General features: G+C 64.1%; 17 protein-coding genes. 10 read left to right on the top strand and 7 right to left on the bottom strand.

The window, feature by feature from the left end; genetic code table 11:
* Positions 1–429 precede the first annotated feature (429 nt).
* The 3 genes from AC1RVW_RS13880 (at position 430) to AC1RVW_RS13870 (ending at position 2,175) form a co-directional block, all read left to right on the top strand.
* Positions 430–1,176 (top strand): TerC family protein, encoded by a 747-nt coding sequence (locus tag AC1RVW_RS13880; RefSeq protein WP_081268822.1) that lies wholly within the window; start codon positions 430–432, stop codon positions 1,174–1,176.
* A gap of 87 nt (positions 1,177–1,263) precedes the next feature.
* Positions 1,264–1,728 carry a hypothetical protein gene (locus tag AC1RVW_RS13875; protein WP_081268736.1) on the top strand — a complete coding sequence of 155 codons (465 nt, stop codon included), beginning with the start codon at positions 1,264–1,266 and terminating at the stop codon, positions 1,726–1,728.
* A 93-nt stretch (positions 1,729–1,821) separates the two neighbouring features.
* Positions 1,822–2,175, top strand: coding sequence for a phage holin family protein (locus AC1RVW_RS13870; RefSeq protein WP_081268735.1), 354 nt, complete (start codon positions 1,822–1,824; stop codon positions 2,173–2,175).
* A gap of 19 nt (positions 2,176–2,194) precedes the next feature.
* Here the strand turns inward: AC1RVW_RS13870 and AC1RVW_RS13865 are convergent, their stop codons facing one another.
* Positions 2,195–3,766: a M48 family metalloprotease gene (locus AC1RVW_RS13865; protein ID WP_493200539.1), complete on the bottom strand. Its 1,572-nt coding sequence runs from the start codon at positions 3,764–3,766 to the stop codon at positions 2,195–2,197.
* Positions 3,767–3,819: 53 nt separating this feature from the next.
* On the opposite strand from AC1RVW_RS13865, the gene moaC reads away from it, so the two are divergent.
* Positions 3,820–4,302 (top strand): cyclic pyranopterin monophosphate synthase MoaC, encoded by a 483-nt coding sequence (gene moaC / locus AC1RVW_RS13860; RefSeq protein ID WP_493200537.1) that lies wholly within the window; start codon positions 3,820–3,822, stop codon positions 4,300–4,302.
* A gap of 6 nt (positions 4,303–4,308) precedes the next feature.
* Here moaC and AC1RVW_RS13855 read toward each other — a convergent pair whose 3' ends face one another.
* The 6 genes from AC1RVW_RS13855 to AC1RVW_RS13830 are packed head-to-tail and all read right to left on the bottom strand — an operon-like array spanning position 4,309 to position 12,263.
* Positions 4,309–4,788, bottom strand: coding sequence for a type IV pilin protein (locus tag AC1RVW_RS13855; RefSeq protein WP_081268821.1), 480 nt, complete (start codon positions 4,786–4,788; stop codon positions 4,309–4,311).
* Complete coding sequence (locus tag AC1RVW_RS13850; RefSeq protein ID WP_493200535.1) at positions 4,785–9,425, bottom strand: pilus assembly protein; 4,641 nt, start codon at positions 9,423–9,425, stop codon at positions 4,785–4,787. The genes AC1RVW_RS13855 and AC1RVW_RS13850 overlap by 4 nt, the downstream gene beginning before the upstream one ends.
* 2 nt (positions 9,426–9,427) lie before the next feature.
* Positions 9,428–10,060: a pilus assembly PilX family protein gene (locus AC1RVW_RS13845; protein ID WP_493200533.1), complete on the bottom strand. Its 633-nt coding sequence runs from the start codon at positions 10,058–10,060 to the stop codon at positions 9,428–9,430.
* Positions 10,057–11,061, bottom strand: coding sequence for a PilW family protein (locus tag AC1RVW_RS13840; protein ID WP_493200532.1), 1,005 nt, complete (start codon positions 11,059–11,061; stop codon positions 10,057–10,059). Before AC1RVW_RS13840 ends, AC1RVW_RS13845 begins: the two co-directional genes overlap by 4 nt.
* Positions 11,058–11,675: a type IV pilus modification protein PilV gene (pilV, locus tag AC1RVW_RS13835; RefSeq protein ID WP_493200530.1), complete on the bottom strand. Its 618-nt coding sequence runs from the start codon at positions 11,673–11,675 to the stop codon at positions 11,058–11,060. The genes AC1RVW_RS13840 and pilV overlap by 4 nt, the downstream gene beginning before the upstream one ends.
* 12 nt (positions 11,676–11,687) lie before the next feature.
* A complete protein-coding gene (locus tag AC1RVW_RS13830) occupies positions 11,688–12,263 on the bottom strand; it encodes a GspH/FimT family pseudopilin (RefSeq protein ID WP_493200528.1) in 576 nt (191 codons plus the stop codon).
* 430 nt (positions 12,264–12,693) lie between these two features.
* Between AC1RVW_RS13830 and AC1RVW_RS13825 the strand changes: the two genes are divergently transcribed.
* Genes AC1RVW_RS13825 through AC1RVW_RS13800 form a run of 6 tightly spaced genes read left to right on the top strand, consistent with a single transcriptional unit; the run spans position 12,694 to position 20,149 of the window.
* Positions 12,694–13,197, top strand: coding sequence for a type IV pilin protein (locus AC1RVW_RS13825; RefSeq protein WP_106936379.1), 504 nt, complete (start codon positions 12,694–12,696; stop codon positions 13,195–13,197).
* Positions 13,182–13,796: a pilus assembly FimT family protein gene (locus AC1RVW_RS13820; protein WP_106936378.1), complete on the top strand. Its 615-nt coding sequence runs from the start codon at positions 13,182–13,184 to the stop codon at positions 13,794–13,796. Before AC1RVW_RS13825 ends, AC1RVW_RS13820 begins: the two co-directional genes overlap by 16 nt.
* A 2-nt stretch (positions 13,797–13,798) precedes the next feature.
* Complete coding sequence (locus tag AC1RVW_RS13815) at positions 13,799–14,203, top strand: prepilin-type N-terminal cleavage/methylation domain-containing protein (RefSeq protein ID WP_106936377.1); 405 nt, start codon at positions 13,799–13,801, stop codon at positions 14,201–14,203.
* On the top strand, positions 14,203–15,375 hold the full coding sequence (locus AC1RVW_RS13810; RefSeq protein ID WP_493200525.1) for a PilW family protein: 1,173 nt from the start codon (positions 14,203–14,205) through the stop codon (positions 15,373–15,375). Before AC1RVW_RS13815 ends, AC1RVW_RS13810 begins: the two co-directional genes overlap by 1 nt.
* Positions 15,372–15,968 (top strand): pilus assembly PilX family protein, encoded by a 597-nt coding sequence (locus AC1RVW_RS13805; RefSeq protein ID WP_205367689.1) that lies wholly within the window; start codon positions 15,372–15,374, stop codon positions 15,966–15,968. The genes AC1RVW_RS13810 and AC1RVW_RS13805 overlap by 4 nt, the downstream gene beginning before the upstream one ends.
* A gap of 17 nt (positions 15,969–15,985) precedes the next feature.
* Complete coding sequence (locus AC1RVW_RS13800) at positions 15,986–20,149, top strand: PilC/PilY family type IV pilus protein (protein WP_493200523.1); 4,164 nt, start codon at positions 15,986–15,988, stop codon at positions 20,147–20,149.
* Positions 20,150–20,316: the final 167 nt, after the last annotated feature.

Below are 20,316 nucleotides of genomic sequence, written 5' to 3'. Positions count from 1 at the left end.
ATGATTGCTACAAAACAAGGAGCGTCGGAGCCCCTGTTCATGCGCATTTTCAGCGCATTCTTTTTAAACCCCTGAAAACTTTCGGTTGCGCCGCCGATGTCTTCGATGCTCTAATCCCGCCCACGAAGGGGAGTAGCTCCCGACCGCCGTCCACGACGGCGCGAATCGTCAGGTCGTCAATACGAAGCAAAACACTTCCGGCCTGCCGGGCAGCGTACGCGCATTGTTTTTTGCGCGCGCGCCGTCGAGCAAGACCTTCGATTTGAACCTGTGCAGGTTTGGTCGAAGCGTTCGCGAGTCCCCGGTATCACCCGGCCTTTCTTCCTCGCTTTCGACCATCCGCCCAGGATGAATCGAAACGCATCGCCATGCGCCTTCGTCGTCGCCCTTTGGGGGGCGAGGCTGGGGCGCGACAACCAAGAGGAACCTATGGAACTGTTCATGGCCCCGGAATTCTGGGTCGCTGTCGGTCAGATCATCATGATCGACATCCTGCTCGGCGGCGACAACGCCGTCGTGATCGCACTGGCCTGCCGCAAGCTGCCGCCGCACCAACGCACCAAGGGCATCCTCTGGGGCACCGCCGGCGCCATCATCCTGCGCGTCATCCTGATCTTCTTCGCGCTCACGCTGCTGGCCATTCCGTTCCTGAAGCTGGTCGGCGCCATCCTGCTGGTGTGGATCGGCGTGAAGCTGCTGGCACCCGAGCATGACGACGCGCACGGCAACATCACCGGCAGCGACAAGCTGTGGGGCGCGGTCAAGACCGTGATCATTGCCGACCTCGTGATGAGCGTGGACAACGTGATCGCCATCGCCGGCGCCGCGCAAGGCGCGGGCGAAGGCCACCAGATGCCGCTCGTGATCTTCGGCCTGCTCGTGAGCATCCCGATCATCGTCTGGGGCAGCCAGCTCGTCATCAAGCTGATGGACAAGTTCCCGATGATCATCACCGCCGGCGGCATGCTGCTCGGCTGGATCGCCGGCACGATGGCCGTGTCCGACCCCGCGCTCGCCAATGCCGCTGCCTGGACCTGGGTGCCGAAGGTGCCGCAGACCGACACCATCAAGTACGCGGCCGGCGTTGGCGGCGCACTGCTGGTGCTGGTGATCGGCAAGTGGATTGCCGCCCGCCAGGCCCGCAACAAGCCGCAGACCCCGGTGACCACCGGCTGAGCATCGCTCGCAGCCACCGGACATCGATACCGCGAACTTCCGTCACAAGCCAGCCTCTGTCACTCTAACTATCTGAAGGAGCACGCCATGGAAAAGATCATTCTTTATATCGACGACGTCACCTACGCATGTGAACAGTTCGCCGAACTCGCGCCCGACGCGAACAACGTCGTGGCGCGCCATTGGGTGCTGGTGGCCTGCGCGCCGCGCATGACGCATCGCATCAGCAAGTGGGTGAGCCACAGCGCGCGCGAGAACTGGCGCGCCAAGTGGTTCAGCAAGGTGCAGGCACAGATGCTGCCCCTGCTGGAGCGCAACGGCGGGCAGGTGACGCCGGTGCTGGCCAAGGGCCCGCTGGCCGAGCTGACCGCGCAGCTGAAGCGCGAGCACGGTGCCGCGCACGTGGTCGATGCGCGCCGTCCGAAGATCGGCGTCGACCTGGAGCCGGTGACGCCGGACCAGAAGCCGGCACACCAGTCGGGCTGGGCCTTCCCGGGCGCGGTGATGGGCATGGGCGCACTGCTGGTGCTGGCGAACGAGCTGGCCGAGTAAGCGGCTCGCGTTCTCTTCTTCCACGAGCCCCGGCGCGGCAACGCACCGGGGCTCGTTTGTTTTGTCCGGGCACCCTGGGGTATCCTGCGCCGCATGCGCATCATCATCAAATGGCTGCTCAGCGCCGTCGCGCTGCTGGCGGTGGCTTATCTCTACAGCGGCGTCCAGGTCAACAGCTTCGGCTCCGCGCTGATTGCCGCGGCCGTCATCGGACTGCTCAACATGATCGTGCGGCCGGTGCTGGTGGTGCTGACGCTTCCCGTCACCATCGTCACGCTCGGGCTGTTCCTGTTCGTGATCAACGCGCTGCTGTTCTGGGCCGCCTCGGGGCTGCTCGCCGGATTCCACGTGAACGGCTTCCTGGCCGCGCTGATCGGCTCGCTGCTTTACTCGCTGCTGGGCCTGCTGATCGAATCCGCGCTGGGCGGGCTGCTGTCCAGGCGCTGAAGCAACAGCCCTGCGCGGGCTACTTCAGCGGCGGCTCGGCCGCCTGTTCTTTCACCAGCACGTCCACCGCCCGCGCACGGGTGTCGATGATCGACGCCTCGTAGTGATCGACCGGCTTGCCGGACTGGCGGATCAGCTCCTGCGCTGCCTTGAAACGGTCTCGCGCGGCCGGATAGTCGAGGATCGCGACGTTGGCCTCGGCATCGGCGCGCACCGCGCGCAGCGTGTCGTTCTCCGCTCCGTAGAGGTTGGCCAGCGTGTGCCATGCCGTCGCATCGCGCGGGTTCGCCGCGACCCAGTCGCGCAGCACGGGAATCATCGGTGCGGGCTGGCGCAGGGCGGTCGCGGCTTCGGCGGCGAGCATCATCTCCGGCCGCTCCTTCGACTTGGCGTCGAGCAGCGCGGCGGCCTTGGCCGGGGCGCCCGCGGCGAGTTCGATCTCGGCGCCGAGCCAGCGCGCCTGCTTGGCTGCGGCAGGGTCATCGGCCGTGCGAGCCGTCAGCCGTTCGGACAGCGCGCGCGCCGCCTTGTAGTCCCGCAGCTCCTTCGCCGACAACGCCGCCGCGTAGAGCGTGCCGGCCTGCTGTGCCGGCGAGCTTTTCGCGAATTCGCCGGAGGACGCGGAATCGACCCACAGCCGCAGCACGTCGACACCCGGCCGCGTCAGCACGCGGGCGCGCGAAGCGATCATCGCGTGGTCCATGACGAGCGGCAGCGGCGGCGTGGCGTCCATGCGGAACTGGAAGCGGCCCTGCATGTCGGAGATGCGCTCCGTGGTCAACGGATGGCTGCGCAGGTAGGGGTACGAGCCGTTGTCGTTCAGGCGCGAGGCGTACTGCAGTTTCTCGAACATCGCGGCCGCGCCCTGTGGCGCGAAGCCCGCCTGCGTCATCACGCCGAAGCCGACGCGGTCGGCCTCGCGCTCCATGTCGCGCGAGAAGTTCAGCTGGTTCTGCGCAAAGAGCGCCTGGCTGCCCATCATCACGGCCTGGCCGGCATCGCCGTTGCGGCTCTTGCCGGCCGCGATCATCCCGAGGATCAGGCCCGCGATCATCAGCGGCATCTGCTTGCCTTGCTTGCTCATGATGCGCGAGATGTGGCGCTGCGTGACGTGCGAGAGCTCGTGCCCCAGCACCGTCGCCAGCTCGTCGCGGCTGCCGACCGCGGCGACGAGGCCCAGGTTCAGGCCCAGATAACCGCCGGGCAGCGCGAACGCGTTGATGTTGCGGTCGCGGCCCAGCAGGATGGTCCAGGCAAAGCGCTCGTCGAGCTCGGGCGTGAGTTCGCCGCGCGCGCGGGCCGCCGCCAGCAGGCGCTGCCAGATGTCCTGCACATAGGCCGCGACCACGGGGTCGTCGATGTAGTCGGTGTCGCGATAGAGCTCGCGGGCGATCTGGTCGCCGAGGTGGCGCTCGGCGCTGGCGGTCATCTCGCCGCCGTCGCCCAGGCCGGGCAGGACCTGCATCTGCATCTGCGCCAGCGCGGGGGCCGGCAGCAGGGCCTGGGACGCTATCAAGAAAGTAGCGCAGAACGTCCGCAGGGCGGGTGTCAGGCGGCGTCTTCTGAAGGGAGTGGGAGTCAAGCGCGGCATTCCTCGTCTGTGGCTCGGGCTCGTATGATGCATCTTCAAAACGAACGTTCACCATGAGCACTCTCACCCATTTTGACGCCCAGGGCCAGGCCCACATGGTCGACGTGGCCGGCAAGGCCTCCACCCACCGCGTGGCCGTGGCGACGGGCCGCATCGAGATGCAGGCGGCGACGCTGGCGCTGATCGAATCGGGAACGGCGAAAAAGGGCGACGTGCTGGGCATCGCCCGCATCGCGGGCATCCAGGCGGCGAAGAAGACGAGCGACCTGATTCCGCTGTGCCATCCGCTGGCGCTGACGCGGGTGGCGGTGGCGTTTGCCCTTGCCGAATCGGGCAACGCGCCGCAGGTGGCCTGCACGGCCACCGTCGAGACCGTGGGGCCGACCGGGGTGGAGATGGAGGCGCTGACGGCTGTGCAGGTGGCGCTACTGACGATCTACGACATGTGCAAGGCGGTGGACCGGGGAATGCGGATCACCGATGTGCATGTGCTGGAGAAGCATGGGGGGAAGTCGGGCAGTTGGGTGGCGGGGTAGCGCGGCTCAGTTCCAGCACGCGCTTGCAGCCGCCAGTGCCGCGCTGAAGCCCGTGTAGTTCTCGACGGATTTCCGGCCCGTGTGCGTGACGACATAGTCGCCGCAGCGGTCGCCTCCCATGGAACCCGTGCGCACTGCCTTCAGGGTGTAGCCGGTGCCCTTGTCGTTTGGCGTCAGCGCGATGTTGTAGTTCGCGGCGCCTTCGCCCGGCAAGGGTGAGGTGCTGAACTGGGTCTTGAACACGCCGCCGTTCGCGTTGATGTCCGTTCCGTCCGCCGTCTTGGCGTAGCTGTAGTTTTCGCTGTAGTGCCGCTCCAGCCATTGCTGGGCCTGCGCGAGCGAGGCCTTCGCCTGGGCGCGCTTGCCTCTGGCGATGTGCTCGCGGTAGTTCGGGTACGCGATGGCGCTGAGGATCGCGATGATGACCACGGTGATCATCATCTCTATCAACGTGAAGCCCCGCGCGCGTGCTTGTCCGGCGCTCATCGGTGCTTCTCCACGGTCGTCTTCAGGCCGGGGATCTCGCGCCAGAAGATGCGCGCCTGCACGGTGTTCTTCTTCATCGTGATGTCGGTGTTCGGCCCCACGATCCGGGCGCAGGACAGGCCGGCCGCGCACCGGGTGGTCGAGTCTTCCGGAATGGCGAAGCGCTGGTCGAGGCCGACGATGCCGATCACCTCGCCAGCGGCACCGGCAATGCCGAAGAGATTCGGTGTCGTGGCAACGCCCGCGACCCCGTCCACCTGCACGTCGGCCCCGGCGCCGCTGTCGGCGCACATGACCTCCGCCGCCGCCTTCTTGTAGACGATGGGAATATTGACGTCCTTGCCCATGGCCTTCGGATTGCCCAGCACCATGCCCGAAGCCAACGAACCCGGAATGTTCACGTACCAGCCCTTCTTGCGGCTCCAGTCGATCGCGCCGGTGGCGCTCTGGACGATCGCCTCGGGCTTGTTCGTGTCGAGGCTCCACGTGCGCTGCTCGAGTTCGGTCACGCCCGACGGAATGGTGGCGGGGTCTGCCGCATAGCTCGGCTTGTCCCAGATCCCGAAGACGCGATGCTGCCGCGCCTTGTCGGGAAAGTCGCCGGAAAAGATCGATTGCCCCGTCCCGAAGACCACGACCTGCCCGCCGCCGGGATGGAAGCGCGTGACCGGCGCTGTCGTGATCGGGAGCATGTTCGACAAGGCGTCCATGGCGACGTACAGCGGCTTGCCGTAGGCCTCTGCCCAGCGGCTCGCGTCATCACTGGAAACATCGAACTTCCACATGTTGCCCTTGAGGTCGCCGGCATATATGGCGTCCGCGATGCCGTCATCGTTCGTGTCGAGCCAGGTCGGCTGCATCAAGCCGCCGCCACCCGCCGTGCCGACTTCGATGCGCTTGTAGTGGGTGTTGTGCACCCATCTGCCGTCGGCGCCCGGCCCGTCGACGAAGAGGATGTAGAGCACGGTCTTGCCCGACGCGCTCGACACGCCGTTGCCGAACAGCACGGCGAACTTGCCGTTGGCCATTCGCGCGACCTGCGCGGCCTGGTTGCTTGCCGGGTGCACGCCGCCGTCCGAAATGACATGGCCCAGGTCGGCGTCGTCCGCGGTGGTGAACTGCCACTTGAAGACGCTGGCGGCATTGGCTTCGGTCAGCGTTGCCGGCGACGTCACGTCCAGCGCGAAGATCGCCTTGGCGCCGCGCCCCAGGCTGGAGAAAAGGTACGTGCGCCACGCGGCCGTGGCGGCGGAGGTTTTCACATCCGCGGTGAATGGAGAGCCGTCCATGTAGGCGCGCAGATCGGTGACCGTGGGATCCGGAATTTCCTTGAGGCGCGAGGAGAGCGCCTGCGGCACATAGGACATGACAGGCGTCAGCGCGTCTGCGGTGAACGCGTGCAGCATGCCGTCCGCGGCGCCCACCCATACCAGCCTGGCGCGCGACTTCTGGGCGGTCTTGAATGTGCCGTAGCCGCCGAAGACGGCGCCGAAGAAGTTGGCCGAGGGCCGGTCCTGCAGCCAGGGGTTGGCGTTCACCACGCCGCCCATGATCGAATCCGAGTTCCGGTCACGGAAGGTGCCGCCGTACAGCTTCTCGTGGGTGCGGGTGCCGCGCAGGTAGCCGATGACGTCCTGCTGCACGCTCGTGGAAGCGCCGAGGCCGGCCAGGTACGTGGCGCCCGCGGGGACGTTCAGGCCCGCATGTGTGAACGGCACCCCGGTGGTTCCGAGGTTCGTGATGATCGCGCGCGTCGCTGCGCTGGTCAGGTTGGCATGCCCCTTCGCGGAAGGCGTGGCGCCGAAATTGCCGGCCGCGTCGAGCCGGTAGGCCAGCAGTTCGCCGTGCAGGTCGGACGCGGAGAAGTTGGCGACGTACTTGTAGTCGCCGGCGCGCAGGTCGGGCCGCGACACCGCCGGCGCGGAGTTCGAAGTTCCGGTGATGTCCGCGAAGACCTGCCGCAGCGATTCCTCGAGCAGGTCCGGACGCCGTGCGAGGAAATAGTTGTCCGGAATGCCGTCGCTGCAGTCGGGCTGGCCGGCGGCCCCGCAGGCGGCACCGTCGGCCCGCCTGGTGTCCCACTTGGAAACGGCGTCGGGGAATCCGGTCGGGGTCTTCTCGGAGTCCTTGAAGCCGCCGTATTTGGCAACGTACCAGAGCGGGTCCTGGATCGCTGCCTCGCTGGAGCCGAGCATCTGGTAGTCGAGCCGGGTCTCGCCCTTGACGAAGACATTGCCGAACTTCACGCACAGGCGCGGCGCCACCTTGTGGTCCCACCCCTTCGGCTTGCTTCCGTTGTCGTTCAGGTAGCACTTGGCTGCGGTTGGCCGGTCTTCGCGCTGCACGTTCGATGCGGCATAGGACGCGGTCAACTCGCTGGAGGCGTAGTTGTTGATGCCGCTGTGGAAGTGGCTTCCATCCCTGTTGCTGCCCACCACCGTGTAGCCGAAGGCGAACGGCCCGGCGTTGCCGGTGTTCGACTCCAGGGTCTGCGTGAACACGCGCAATGTGGGCGGCGTGGTGCTCGCATCGGTCTCGTACCGGATGGAGCCGAGCATGTCCTGGTCCTGGTCTTCACCGAGCGCCTGGTGCTGCCAGAGCACGAGAAAGGTCCCGGATTCGCCGTTCGCTGCGCGCTTCAGGACCTTGAAGTCCACCATGTTGCCTGGAAGCGGAGTCGTGCCGTTCCAGTCGATGCTGGCGGGGGTGATGAAGACATAGCGCTTCGGGCTGGACCCCGGAACCGGAATGCGGATGGAGGCGGACCCGCCCGACATCGTTACCGCGTACTGGCGGACCTTCAGCACGTTGGCGTTCGCGTCCTTGGGCACGGTCAGTTTGGGGCGGATGCGGTTCACGTGGGCGTAGTAGGCGGCTCCGGCGCCGAGGTAGGTGCCCCGCATGTTCGGCGCCTCGGGGCACAGGCCCGACACCATGCTCAGGTCTCCGATGAGCTTGCCGGTGCAGATGCCCTTGGTGCCTTCGCCCTCGGTTGCGGCTCCCACGGACCCAGCCAGGCGGATCGTGTCCGAAATACCTTCATCCGCGGACTCGCCGATCAGCTTCGTGTAGTACGCCGCGCTGTGCGGAGCGCCAATGCCCAATTCGCTGTGGTCGAGAGCGCCCATGCTGTCGCCATCGAACGTGCCCACGCCGCTGGAGATGGTGACCATGTTGAGCGGTCGGCAGATGCTCTTTCCGTAGAGCGACTCGCGCGACTTTCCAGAACCCGCGTACTGCGGATTTGCCTCGAGCGGATCGATCCAGGCGGGGGACGGCAGGCCCAGCGTTGCGTCTTTTTCTCCGCCACGGTAGAGAGCCTTTTTGAAAGCGTAGTAACGCAGCCCCTCCAGAATGATTTCTCCGATGGGATTGCCCCATGACGGGCAATCTCCGTTCTTGATGGTGTCGGAAGTGCAGCTCGTCGAATATCTTCCCAAGGAAGGGTCGTATCCGAAAAGCCTCAGCCGATTCAGCGAATAGATGATGCCGCGATCGTTTGCATTGGAGAAAACCTTGAACACCCCCGTTTGCGCATCGATTTCATCGTTGATCTCGGACATGTTCTTGCGAAGCACGCCGCCATCGAGATTGGTGTCGAAGGAGCCGAGGAACATCGCAAATTCAGCCTTGGCTGCGCTGTGCCCGTAATTGCTGCTTTCTCCGAATTCATTCAGCAGGCCGATCGGCTTCAGATTTGAATTCGGATATTGCTTGCAACGCTCTTCCCCGATCAGATCTTTTCGGCAGACCTCCACTCGGGCCATGTATTCATTGGCCTTCGCCGGATTGCTGCCCTGGTGCGCCGATGCGCCACCAGCGCCCACATAATTCGCAGTCATGAATGCGACGGTCGAATCCTGCCAATCGTATTTTTCCTCGTTCAACCAGTTGCAGCTGCGGACTTCCGTCATGTTCCATAGAACGTAGTTGCCTTCGGCCGCACGAATCACCGGGTTCAGCTTCGATATCTGCGATTCTTCGGCATTGGTCGGATTCTCGTGCCGACGGCACAGCGTGAGCCCCGTGGCGTATGAAAACGGCGTGAGGCGAATCAGGTCGGGGCCGTTGTAGTACTTGGCGTAGGCCTGGCTGTTGCGCGGGACGAAAGCCATTTCGAGCACGGTTTTTCCAGGATTCTGCGAAGACCCGGCTTCATCGGTGGAGCGCAATCCACCGTAAAGAATCTTGCGAAGCACGTCCATGCGGGACATGGTGGCCCAATTCAGGAAATTGCCGCTCCAGAGGCTGGATGACCTGGCACCCGCTTCGGCGCAGTAGTATCTCGGCGAACCTGCCGGGTCTCCGGCCACAGTCACCTTTTCGGCCAATTTCTCCGGAACGAAATTGCCGGCTGCTCCGGTGCCGCCATAGCTGTAGCATTTCGTCGGATCGAAATATCCGTAGTATTTGAAATACGGCAGAAAATAGTAATCGATGCTGCCGTCGAAATTCAGATCCTCGTAATCCGTATAGGCGCGGCTGAACATGCTGTAGTCCTTGGACACATTCAACACCACCATGGGCAGATTCGGATCCGGATTCACGTTGGGCGGAACCGCCTGGATCTGGGCATTGGCAGCACCCGCCACGGCCAGAAACAACATTGCCGCAAATTCGATGATTGCTTTTTTCATTTTCAGCTTCGCTTGAAATAGCTTTGCAGCACGACTTCCGTATTCGGGTCGAGCCCCCAGCCGCGCGCGGTGTTCCTGAAATAGATTTCTTCGCCGCGCTGCATGTACTCGATCAGGTATTCAGGCTGGCGAGACACCCCCTTGACGCCCGGCGTACCGGTGAAGGTGCCCAGCGGGACGCCCCCGCTGAAAGCACAGCCGGAAGGCGGGCTCGCCTTCCAGCCGACGCCGCCGCTGTCCGCGGGCCACCACGGTTCGGGGTTGGTCTTCGACTTGGCGTTGCTGTCCGCGTAGTAGGAAGCGGGCGTCTGCTCGCCGAAGCGGCACTGCCCGCGGGGGCAGTCGGTGCCGAAGTTCGGCTCGCTGTAGGCCGACTTGATGGGGCGGTCGTCCCCGCGTGGGCAGGCGGCGCCCGTCACGTCGTCCGCCAGCGAAATGTCTCGCTCCGCATCGCGCAAGGCGGCCTCGGCGGCCTGCCTGGCAACTTCCATGTCGAGCACGTTGCGTGCGATGTGCTCGCCGAACATCACGCGCCGCACGGCAAAGGCGGCCACGCCGGACAGGATCACGATGAACACCAGCACGATGACCAATGCGAGTCCGCGCTGGGCGGCGGGGCGGTGCAAGCTGCTCAAAACGTCCTCGTGAGGTTGTTGCGGACGCCGAAGATGCGGGTCTGCTGCTTGTAGATCGCGCGATCGGCGCCGGAGAAGCTGCGGGAGACGCCGTCGCAGTCCACATAGCTGCCGCTCGAGGTCTGCCTCACCGATGCATCGAGCGTCTTGGTCACGATGCACACCTGCACGGCGACCACGCGCTGCCAGGCGGTCTTGCTCTGCCCGTCGATGGTGGCTGCCGGCTGTGCGCTGACTTCCGTTGCGGTGAAGAAGCGCGCGGGCGACTCGAGCGTGTTCGCCTCGGCGACCCCGTAGCGAAACCTCAGTTCGACGACGCCGGGGACGATGGGCTGGTGGGGCTTGGTGTTGGGCCCGTTCCCCGCGCAGCGAAAGCTGCGGGTGGTGATGGACCTGCCGTCCTGCGTGTAGGTGTAGCTGTCGCCCAGGCCGTAGACGTTGCTGATGAACAGCGGCAAGACCACGGTTCCGGTGCCTTTGTCGCCCGAGCCGGCGCGGTCCTTGTTGTATTCGGCGCCGCCGAAAGTGGCCAGTTCCACGTCCTGGCGCAGGCAATCCTTCCGCGTGCCGACGCCTTCTATCCCGAAGTTGTCCGCGGAAAAGTAATTGACCACGAGCGAATCAGGCGCCGAGGTGCCGGCTGCCGGGCAGGTGCCGCTGGCCACGTCGAACAGCGCCGCGCTGCAGCCGAAGATGCCCTGGTCGAACGCGTTCTTCGAGCTCGACACGATGTTCGAGTAGGCGCCGGGCAAGCGCGAAGAGCCGGCCGAGGCCGCGAAGCTGGCCGGATAGAAGCCCGCGTTCTTCAGGTCGCGGCCGATGATGTCCAGCACGATGTTGGCGGCTTCCTGCTGCTCTGCGCGGGCGTCGATGGCCCTTGCCACCCGGTTCGTCGAAACGAGCAGATAGCCGGCCACGGCCGCCAGCAGCAGCCCGAGCGCGATCGCAACCAGCAGCTCGACCAATGTGAGGCCGCGCGACCTGTGGGCACGCGCCTTCATGGCAGAACGCTCGTGGTGTAGCAACGCACGCCGGCAGGCGCCGAGGCTCCCTCAGGGCAGCAGAAGCGGGCCGACGCCGTCTGCCGGTCGTCGGCCTCGTCGGTGCAGACGGCCGGTTCGATCGCATCGCCGGCCTTGTCCGTCGCGCTCTTGTCGAACCACATCACGCTGACGACGAAGCCGGACGAGATGTTGCCGGTGATGTAGCCCGCCCCGCCCGGGAAAGCCGTGCGAAGAATGTTTTTCCAGGCCGCGAGGTCGTAGGCCGCCAGTTCCGCCGGGGTGCAGACCGCTGCCAGGCAATTCTTCGACGGTACGGTCACCGCCTCGGCGGCCTGCGTCGAATAGTCGTCGGTCAGCTGATAGCCCGACCCGGAAGCGGCGACACCGCCGACCAGGCCCGAATAGCCGTTTGCCCCGGGTACGTTGATGCGGATCCTTTCGGACAGGTCGTCGATGACCGCTGAAACATTCAGCCGGGCCTCGTTGCCGGTCTGGTATCTCGTCGCCGCGGCCATCAGGCCGGCGGTGCCCAGCAGCCCGAACGAGAAGATCAGTAGAGCCGCCAGCGCCTCGATCAGCGCCACACCCGATTGCCGAGCGCGATTCATCATTCGCCGTCCCGCCTAGTTTTGATTGCTGTCGTCGCAGCTGATGCCGCCGACGTTGCCGACGCGGGCGCGGCCCATCACGTCCAGGCACACCACCTTGGTGGCGGAGGCGCCCACAGGCGCGAGCCCCAGCGACTGCTGGGCGGTGAGGCTCGAGCGCCCGCGCGCGTCGAAGCGCAGCGCCGCGACCTTGCCGGTGGGCGCGGTCAGCGTGGGACCGTTGGCCTTGCCGATGTAGAACTTCAGCAGCCGCGCCGTGTCGTCGTCGGCAACGCTGTCGCACTTGGGGTTGGAGAACACGATCCACCCGCCGCTCCATTCGGCCCCTCTGCCGGCGCAGGTGGGATCGGCGACGGTGATGTCCGCCGGCACGCAGACGGTGACGCACTTGTTCGTCGCGATGGCTTTGGCACGCGCGAAGCCCACCGCCATGACGAACTCATTGCCGAGCGTCGCCGCCGCCGAGTTCCGCTGCATCGCGACAAAACCCGGCACGGCCAGCGCCAGCAGTATCCCGAGCATCGCGACGACGACCACCATTTCGACGAGCGTGAACCCGCCGCACCGCAATGCTTTGCGCCTCCAGGCCATGTGTGGCACCTCTCCCTTGCATCACTGTTTCTATATGTGTCCTGGATGCTAGGTGAGTTTGAAAGTACTCAATTGCCGTTTGTCGCCTGAATGTGACCGCTTGACGCTTTCGCATTACTTCCAACGCTACCGAGAAAAATCAGGTTGCAGTCCACGTGTCCTCGGAATTGGCCATCCTCAGCAAATGCCTTCGCAGTTGCTTGCCCTTCAAATGACCGGCAAAAGTTATTAACGCGATGCGGCAGTAGAGCAATGCAGCACAGGACATCAACCAGTCCCAGGTGCCGGGCGGTTTGCCGACGAATGGTCATCGACGGGGGACGAGAGGTTTTGCAGATGTAAACACTCAAGAACAACAATTAACAGAATTTGTTAATTGTTTACAACCTGTGTCCGGCGCTGCCGGTCAGGGGATGAAAGGCGTCTTCTGATGAAACAGCAATCTGCTCGAAGCCGGATCGTCCGCTCCCGGTCGCATGGCTTCACGCTGATCGAAGTGATGATTACGGTGGCGATCATCGGCGTGCTCGCAGCGATCGCCATTCCGAGCTATCAGGACTATGTGCGGCGCGGGTACGTGGTGGATGGCACAAATGGTCTGGCCACCATGCGCGCGAACATGGAGAGGTATTTTCAGGACAACCGCACGTACAAGAAGATCAGCGCCACCATCCTTCCGCCTTGCGACGCCGGCATCACTGCCAGCCAGCGCACTTTCGGCAACTTCGTGATCAGTTGCGCGACCGTTGTGCCGACCGATACGACGTTCACGCTTACCGCCACGGGGAGCGGACCAGCCAACGGTGTCGTCTACACCATCACCGAGCAGAACATCCGCGCCACGACAGGCATGCCTTCAGGGTGGTCGGGTTGGACAACGTCCTGTGCCACTGACTGGATCGTCAAGAAGGGGCAAGCATGCCCCTCGTCATGACCGGTCGCCGTCACCCTGCGCGGCACAAGGGATTCACACTGGTTGAAATGATCGTGGTGGTGGCGATCATGGCGCTGCTCGCCGCGCTCGCCACGCCATCCATGCTCGGCTGGGTACGCAACAACAAGATCCGCACGGTCAGCGATGCGCTGCAAAACGGGTTGCGGCAGGCGCAAACGGAAGCCACCCGGCGCAGCCGTCAAGTGGTTTTCTCCTTGACCGACGGCAGCCCTACCAATACCAGCTATACGGCCAAGGCCAACGGTAGCAACTGGGCCATCAGCACAGTGGTACCGGCCGACTCCGATGCGACAGCGGCGTTTGTCGAAGCAGGCATCCTGCGAGATGTCGGCTCCAACGTGGCGATCTCCGGCCCCATATCCATCTGCTTCAGTTCGATAGGCCGTCTCGTGGCAAACGACACGCCCGGCCCCACCAGCGCCAAATGCACGGCAGCAGCCGTCCAATACGACATCGCGATGAGCGACAGCAAGACTGGCGACCGACCACTGCGCGTGCTCGTCGCGCTCGGCGGGCAAGTCCGCATGTGCGACCCGGCGCGAACCCTTTCAGACACTCAGCCCGACGGCTGCCCCTAGTGATGAAAAACCCAAGCGAAATAACTCGCCGCCGCAACCAGGGCGGTATCGCTCTGCTTGAAGTCCTGGTGTCGGTGCTGCTCTTTTCCCTGGGCCTGTTGGGCCTGATCGGCCTGCAGGCACGTGCCGTGAGCTTCTCGGTGGACGCCGAAGACCGCAACCGTGCAGCGCTGCTTGCAAACGAAGTGGTCGCGTTGATGTGGCTCAACCAATCGACCACAGTTCCAGCTGCGGCGCTGGATGCCTGGAAGCTGCGTGTCGCCGCGCCGCAAACCGGCGGCTTGCCGAACGGAGTCGGAAAAGTGGCCGTTGCCGGAACAGGCAAGGCGGCCGACGTGACCATCACCTGGCAAGCCCCGTCGCGCAGCACGGGCAGTCAACTCACAACCCATGTGGAGCTGCCCTGATGAGCATTCAGCAAGCCCGCCGCGCGATGCGCGAACGCGGCCTCACCCTGATCGAGCTACTGGTTGCCATGGTCATCGCATTGGTGGTGACGCTGGCAGTGACCAGCGCCGTGATCTTCGGCGAATCGACAAAGCGAACGACCACGTCCGTCAACGACATCAATCAATCCGGGTCCTACGCCGCTTATCTGCTGGACCGTGCGGTGCGCAGCGCCGGCTCCGGCTTCATCCAATCGTGGGACCTGGGCGTGTTCGGGTGCAAGCTGCAGGCCAAGCGCAGCAACACAGCGATCCTGCCGCGCACCACGGTTTTCCCCGTGCCGTTCGAGAAATTCCTCGGCAACGCCACCGGGGTCGCCGATCTGCGTATCGCACCGCTGCTGATCGGCAAGGGGCAGTCGTCAGACGGCAAGTCCGACGTGCTGATGGTGATGGGCGGGAACGCCGCAGCTGGTGACGTACCACGCCCGATCATTTCGGCAGGTGCCAGCGACAACATCGTTCGACTGGACAACACCGTACAGTTGAAGAAGAACGACATCGCGCTGGTCAGCCAGGTCGGCAGCACGGACTGTCTGCTCGAGCAGGTCGACTCTTCATTCGTGGACAGTGCGAACAACGAACTCGCCACGCTCAACGGCACCTACTACACCGCAGGCGTCGGCACCACGCTGGCCTCGCTGGCGGCCAGCGGCAGCGCCTACCTCACGCCGCTGGGCAGCGGTACGGCCAACAACGTGCAGTTTCAGCTTTTCGGCATCGGTGCAAACAACACGCTGGTCAGCTACGACTTGCTGCGCAGCGATGGCACCGACACCCCTCAGACCCTGGCCGACGGCGTCATGGAAATGCATGCGCTCTATGGGCTGGACACCAACACGGACGGCATCATCGACACCTGGAAGGCACCTGACGCTACGGGCTTCGACATCAAGACCATGATGACGGACGGGAAGCTCAGCAGACAGGTGGTTGCCGTGCGCGTGGGACTGATCCTGCGCAGCGCGACCCTCGAACGCGATCCCGTATCGCAGACCATCCCTGAAATGTTCAGCGACACGGGCATCAAGCGCGACGCCGTGACCCTCACGAATGACGACCGCCGCTACCGCTACCGCGTCGTCGAATTCACCATCCCGCTGCGCAACACCCTGTTGCTGCCCAAATCATGATTACTTCCTTGCACCGGCAGCGCCGGGAGCGCGGCGTCGTGCTGCTGATCTGCCTGATCGTTCTCGTCATCCTGCTCGCAGGCGGCGTTGCCGTGATGCGCTCGATGAACACGACTCTCTCCAGTGCCGGCAATCTGGCTTTCAAGCGCGACCTCGTCAATCAGGGCGAGCAGGCGGCAGTCAAGGCACTGGCACTGTTCAACACCGGCGGCACCTTGTCCGCCGTTGGCGCCGACTACAACGACGCGACCGCATCGAACTACAGCGCGGTCAGGCTGGACACCAATGATCGCGGCATTCCGCTCGCGCTCCTGAAAGACGACCTCTACAACGCCAAGGCGGCCGACACCATCGTGCGGACGGACGCGGTAAAGATCCGCTACCTCATCGACCGCCTCTGCAACACCAGCGGTGCCGCGAGCAAGAGCACGTGCGTGTACGCCCCGTCCACCAGCGACGTGCGCGGTGGCAGCGTCCAGGAATCGGGGCGTCCACCGCCGCCCAAGGCGCTGGTCTACCGGTTGAGCGTGCGCGTCGACGGTCCTCGCGACACGCAGGTCTTTCTGCAATCCTCCTTCACGAAGCCCGAGTAACGCATCGCGGAAGAACAATGAACAACATATCCATCCTTGGCACGCGCGTGACCTGCGCGATAGCGCTCGTCGGCGCGCTCTTTGGCGTTCAGGCACCAGCCGATGCAGCCAGCCTCGCCGACCAGCCCGTCTTCGCCACGTCGAACGTGCCCGGCAACCTGGCGCTGACGCTGTCTGTGGAATGGCCCACAGCATCGCGCACCGCACACACCGCCGCCTACGCCAGCACCAGCACGTTTCTGGGCTACTTCGACCCCGGCAAGTGCTACTCGTACGTGGTGGATACCACGCCCAACGAGACCAACACCGGCGACAAGAGCTTCTTCAACCCTACAGCCGTAGCCACCAACCGCAAATGCGACGGCACGAAGTGGAGCGGCAACTTCCTGAACTGGGCTGCCACGGCGACCATCGACCCGTTCCGCTGGGCAATGACCGGCGGCCGGCGCGTGGTGGACACTGCGACCGACACCATCCTGGAGAAGGGCTATCACGCAGGACAAGGCCTGTTCGACGACCGCAACCTTCCCACCGCCGAGATTGCGGGCGCCACGCCATTCAGCAACGCAACAAGCCTCGGCATCTCCGTCAACGGCCGCAAATATGCAATGCGCATCACGGCCTCCGGCGCTTCACTCAAGGGCGAGTACTACAACAACGCCAACAAGACGCTCACCGGCTCGGCGACCGTCACGGTTGCACAGGACACCGTCGACCACGACTGGGGCTCCGGCGCGCCCGTGACGGGCATCGGCGCAGACAACTTCGCGGCGCGCTTCACGGGCAGCTTCGTCGCCCCCACGACCGGCACCTATACTTTCCGCGTCCGCGCGGACGACGGTGTGCGTCTGTGGATTTCCGGACTGCTGGTCATCGACAAGTGGATCGATCAGGGCCCGACCAACTACGACGCCACGGTCGTCTTGGTCGCGGGGCAAAGCTTCGACGTGAAGATCGAGTACTACGAGAACTCGGGTGGTGCCGTGATGCAGTTCCTGTGGAAAAAACCCACGGACAGCGGCTTCAGCACCTTCACCAGCGACATCGGTGCCGCGGTCACCAACGACTACACGATGCGCAACAGGGTGTGCAACCCCAATGCTCCCGGCGGCGTGGAAAGCAACTGCAAACAGTACGGCAACAACTGGAAGCCCGAGGGCCTGATCCAGCAGTATGCGCGCCGCATGCGCTTCAGCGCCTTCGGCTACCTCAACGAGGACGGCAACGGCCGCGATGGCGGCGTGATGCGCGCACGCCAGAAGTTCGTGGGACCACAGCAACCGGTGCCCGGGCTTCCCGACACCACCAATTCCAACAAGGAGTGGGACGAAAACACCGGCGTGTTCGTTCGCAACCCCAACCCGGCCGACGCCACGGCCACCTCCGCCAACGGCGTGACCATTGCCGACAGCGGAGTGATCAACTACCTCAACAAGTTCGGCCAGATCATTCCCGGCAACTACAAGTCCAACGACCCGGTCAGCGAGCTCTACTACGCGGCGCTTCGCTACTACCGTAACCTGGGCAACGTGCCGGAATGGAGCAACCTCAACACCACCGACACCAACACGACGGCGAAACGCCTCGATGGCTTTCCGGTCATCACCAATTGGGACGACCCCATCCAGTACTCGTGCCAACGCAACTTCGTGCTCGGTATCGGCGACATCTATACGCACGCCGACAAGAACGTGCCCGGCAACACGAACAACGCCAACGAACCCGCGATGCCGGCGGCGGTCACGGCCGACAAGACAGTCAATGCGGTGACGGCAACCAACAAGGTCGGCCAGCTTCAGGGGATGGGAAACGACCTCGGCACGCGCACCAACATCTCGAACGGCTGCTGCAGCAACAACTCGGCGCTCATGGCCGGCCTAGCCTACGACGCCAACACCAAGGACATCCGGCCCGACGACGCAAACAAGCCGAACTCCATCGGCAAGCAGACCGTGCAGACCTATTGGGTCGACGTGCTCGAACAGGCTTTCCAGGCCAATAACCAGTTCTACCTGGCCGCAAAGTTCGGTGGTCTCAAGATACCCGCCGGCATGCAGAGCACATTCGACCCGTACACGTTCACCGGCACCATCCCGCAAACCTGGTGGGCGACCAGCGGCGACATGCTCACCGACACGCGCAATGGCGGCACGACCCAGCCACGGCCCGACAACTACTTCACCGCGGGCCGGCCCGACTCGATGGTGGATGGCCTGACGAAGGCATTCGCGAGCATTGCCAACGCCATCAAGTCGTTCACCACGTCGTTCTCGCTGTCCAGCCCGCAGGTGTCGTCCTCCGGCGCGGCGTCTTACGCGTCGCAGTACGACTCGAACGGATGGACCGGCGTGCTCTCCGGCAGCCAGCTCACGTTCCCGGCCGGCGTACCGACCCTCGCGGAGATGTGGAACACTTCCACCACGCTGGAAAACCAACTTGCCGGTACCGGCTGGGATACCTCACGCCGAGTGGTTACCTGGAACGGGACCGCAGGCGTGCCCTTCCGCAAGGCAAACCTGACCTCGGACCAAGTCACCGCCCTCGATACGCCATGGGTGACAGGCGATGACAGCAGCGATTTCCTGAACTACCTGCGTGGTGACCGGAGCAAGGAAAAGACGACCACCGACGACACCAAGCCTTATCGCCGCCGTGCCTTGCTGCTCGGCGACATCGTGAATGCGAAAGTCACACCGGTAGGCCCTCCCTCGGGCCAGTTCTCGAACACGGTCAACCCCGGCTATGCGAAGTTCAAGACGGACTACGCCTCCCGACCGACCATCGTCTACGCGGGTGCCAACGACGGCATGATGCACGCATTCAACGGCGCATTGACCGGAACCACCGCCGGCCAGGAACTGTTCGCGTACGTGCCGAGCATGCTGTTCTCGGGCCCCAGCAGCCCCGCCACACCGGCGCTCAACGGCCTGGGACAACTCGGCAACCCGGACTACGAACACCGGTACTACGTCGACGCATCGCCCAAGACCTTCGACATCGACTTCAATACTGCCGGCGGCGTCTTCACCACTACCGCCACCGGCAACAACTCGGACTGGCACACCGTGCTGATCGGTGGCCTTGGCAAGGGTGGCAAGGGCTTCTACGCCATCGACGTCACCGACCCCGCGAACATGACCACCGAGGCCAACATCAAGGGCAAGGTGCTTTGGGAATTCTCCAGCGCTACCACAGGCGTCGGCAATACCCTGGGCTACAGCTTTGGTGCGCCGGTCGTTCTGAAGACCAAGAAATACGGCTGGGTCGTGGTCCTCACCTCGGGCTACAACAACACCGATGGCTACGGCTATGTGTACTTCGTGAACCCGAAAACCGGAGCGCTGCTGGAGAAAGTGCAAACGGGCAACGCGTCGGCAGGCCTGACGCAACTGACCGCCTACATAACCGACTTCACGGATGGCACAGCCGACGCGCTCTACGCTGGCGACCTGAACGGGCAGCTCTGGCGCTTCGACGTGACGGCGGCGAAGGGCAGCACCGGCTCTTACCCTGCCCCGTTGAAGCTTGCGACCCTGGCGGATGCCAGCGGTACAGCCCAACCGATCACCACGCAGCCGCTGATTGAAATCGATCCCAAGAGCAAGAAGCGCTATGTGCTGTTCGGCACAGGCCAGCTGCTCGACACCGTGGACATCAATTCGACAGCGGGTCAGTCGTTCTACGCGATCATCGACGGCAACGCGACGAGCTTCGGCACCGGCGGCACTTATCCGATCACTCGCAGCAACCTGGGTGCGCTCACCGAGGCCAACCTGACAGGCACCAACGCGTTCAACCTGGGAACCCAGCTGGGCTGGTATCTCGACCTGGGCAAGGATGCGACTTCGGGGATCACTTGGCGCGTGACGCTGGGGGCGACCTCTTTCAACGGGATCGTGGTGTTCTCCACGCTGCTGACTACCGGCGATGCTTGCAGCCCCTCCGGTCAAAGCCGCATCTACGCCGTGAACTACGGGTCCGGCACGACGGCGCTGACGACGGGGGCGGCATACGTCAGCTACAGCAGCGCGATCACGGACATTCAGATCATCAACAACAACGGCCGAATGCAGGGCATCGCGGGCAACGTGAAGGGTGAAGTGAACCAACCGCCGATCGATTTCGGCAAGGGGACGGGAGTGAGGTTGTTGAACTGGCGGGAAGTGCCGACGATTGATTGAGCGCGCGTTCCCTGTTCGGAAATCCGATTCAGATAGCTCGCAAAGCTATGAGTGGGCGGCAAATTCAGATCTTGGAAAATGATTGCCGCCGCTCAGGCTTGTCGTGAGACAAGTTTCATCGTCTCCGGCCCATCCGACCTGCAGATCGAGGCCCAACGATTACTCGT

It is taken from the genome of Variovorax sp. MPBD4-3 (genome assembly GCF_058809745.1).
The sequence above is the reverse complement of the archived record's forward strand: the minus strand, read 5'-3'. Positions and strand labels throughout refer to the sequence as shown.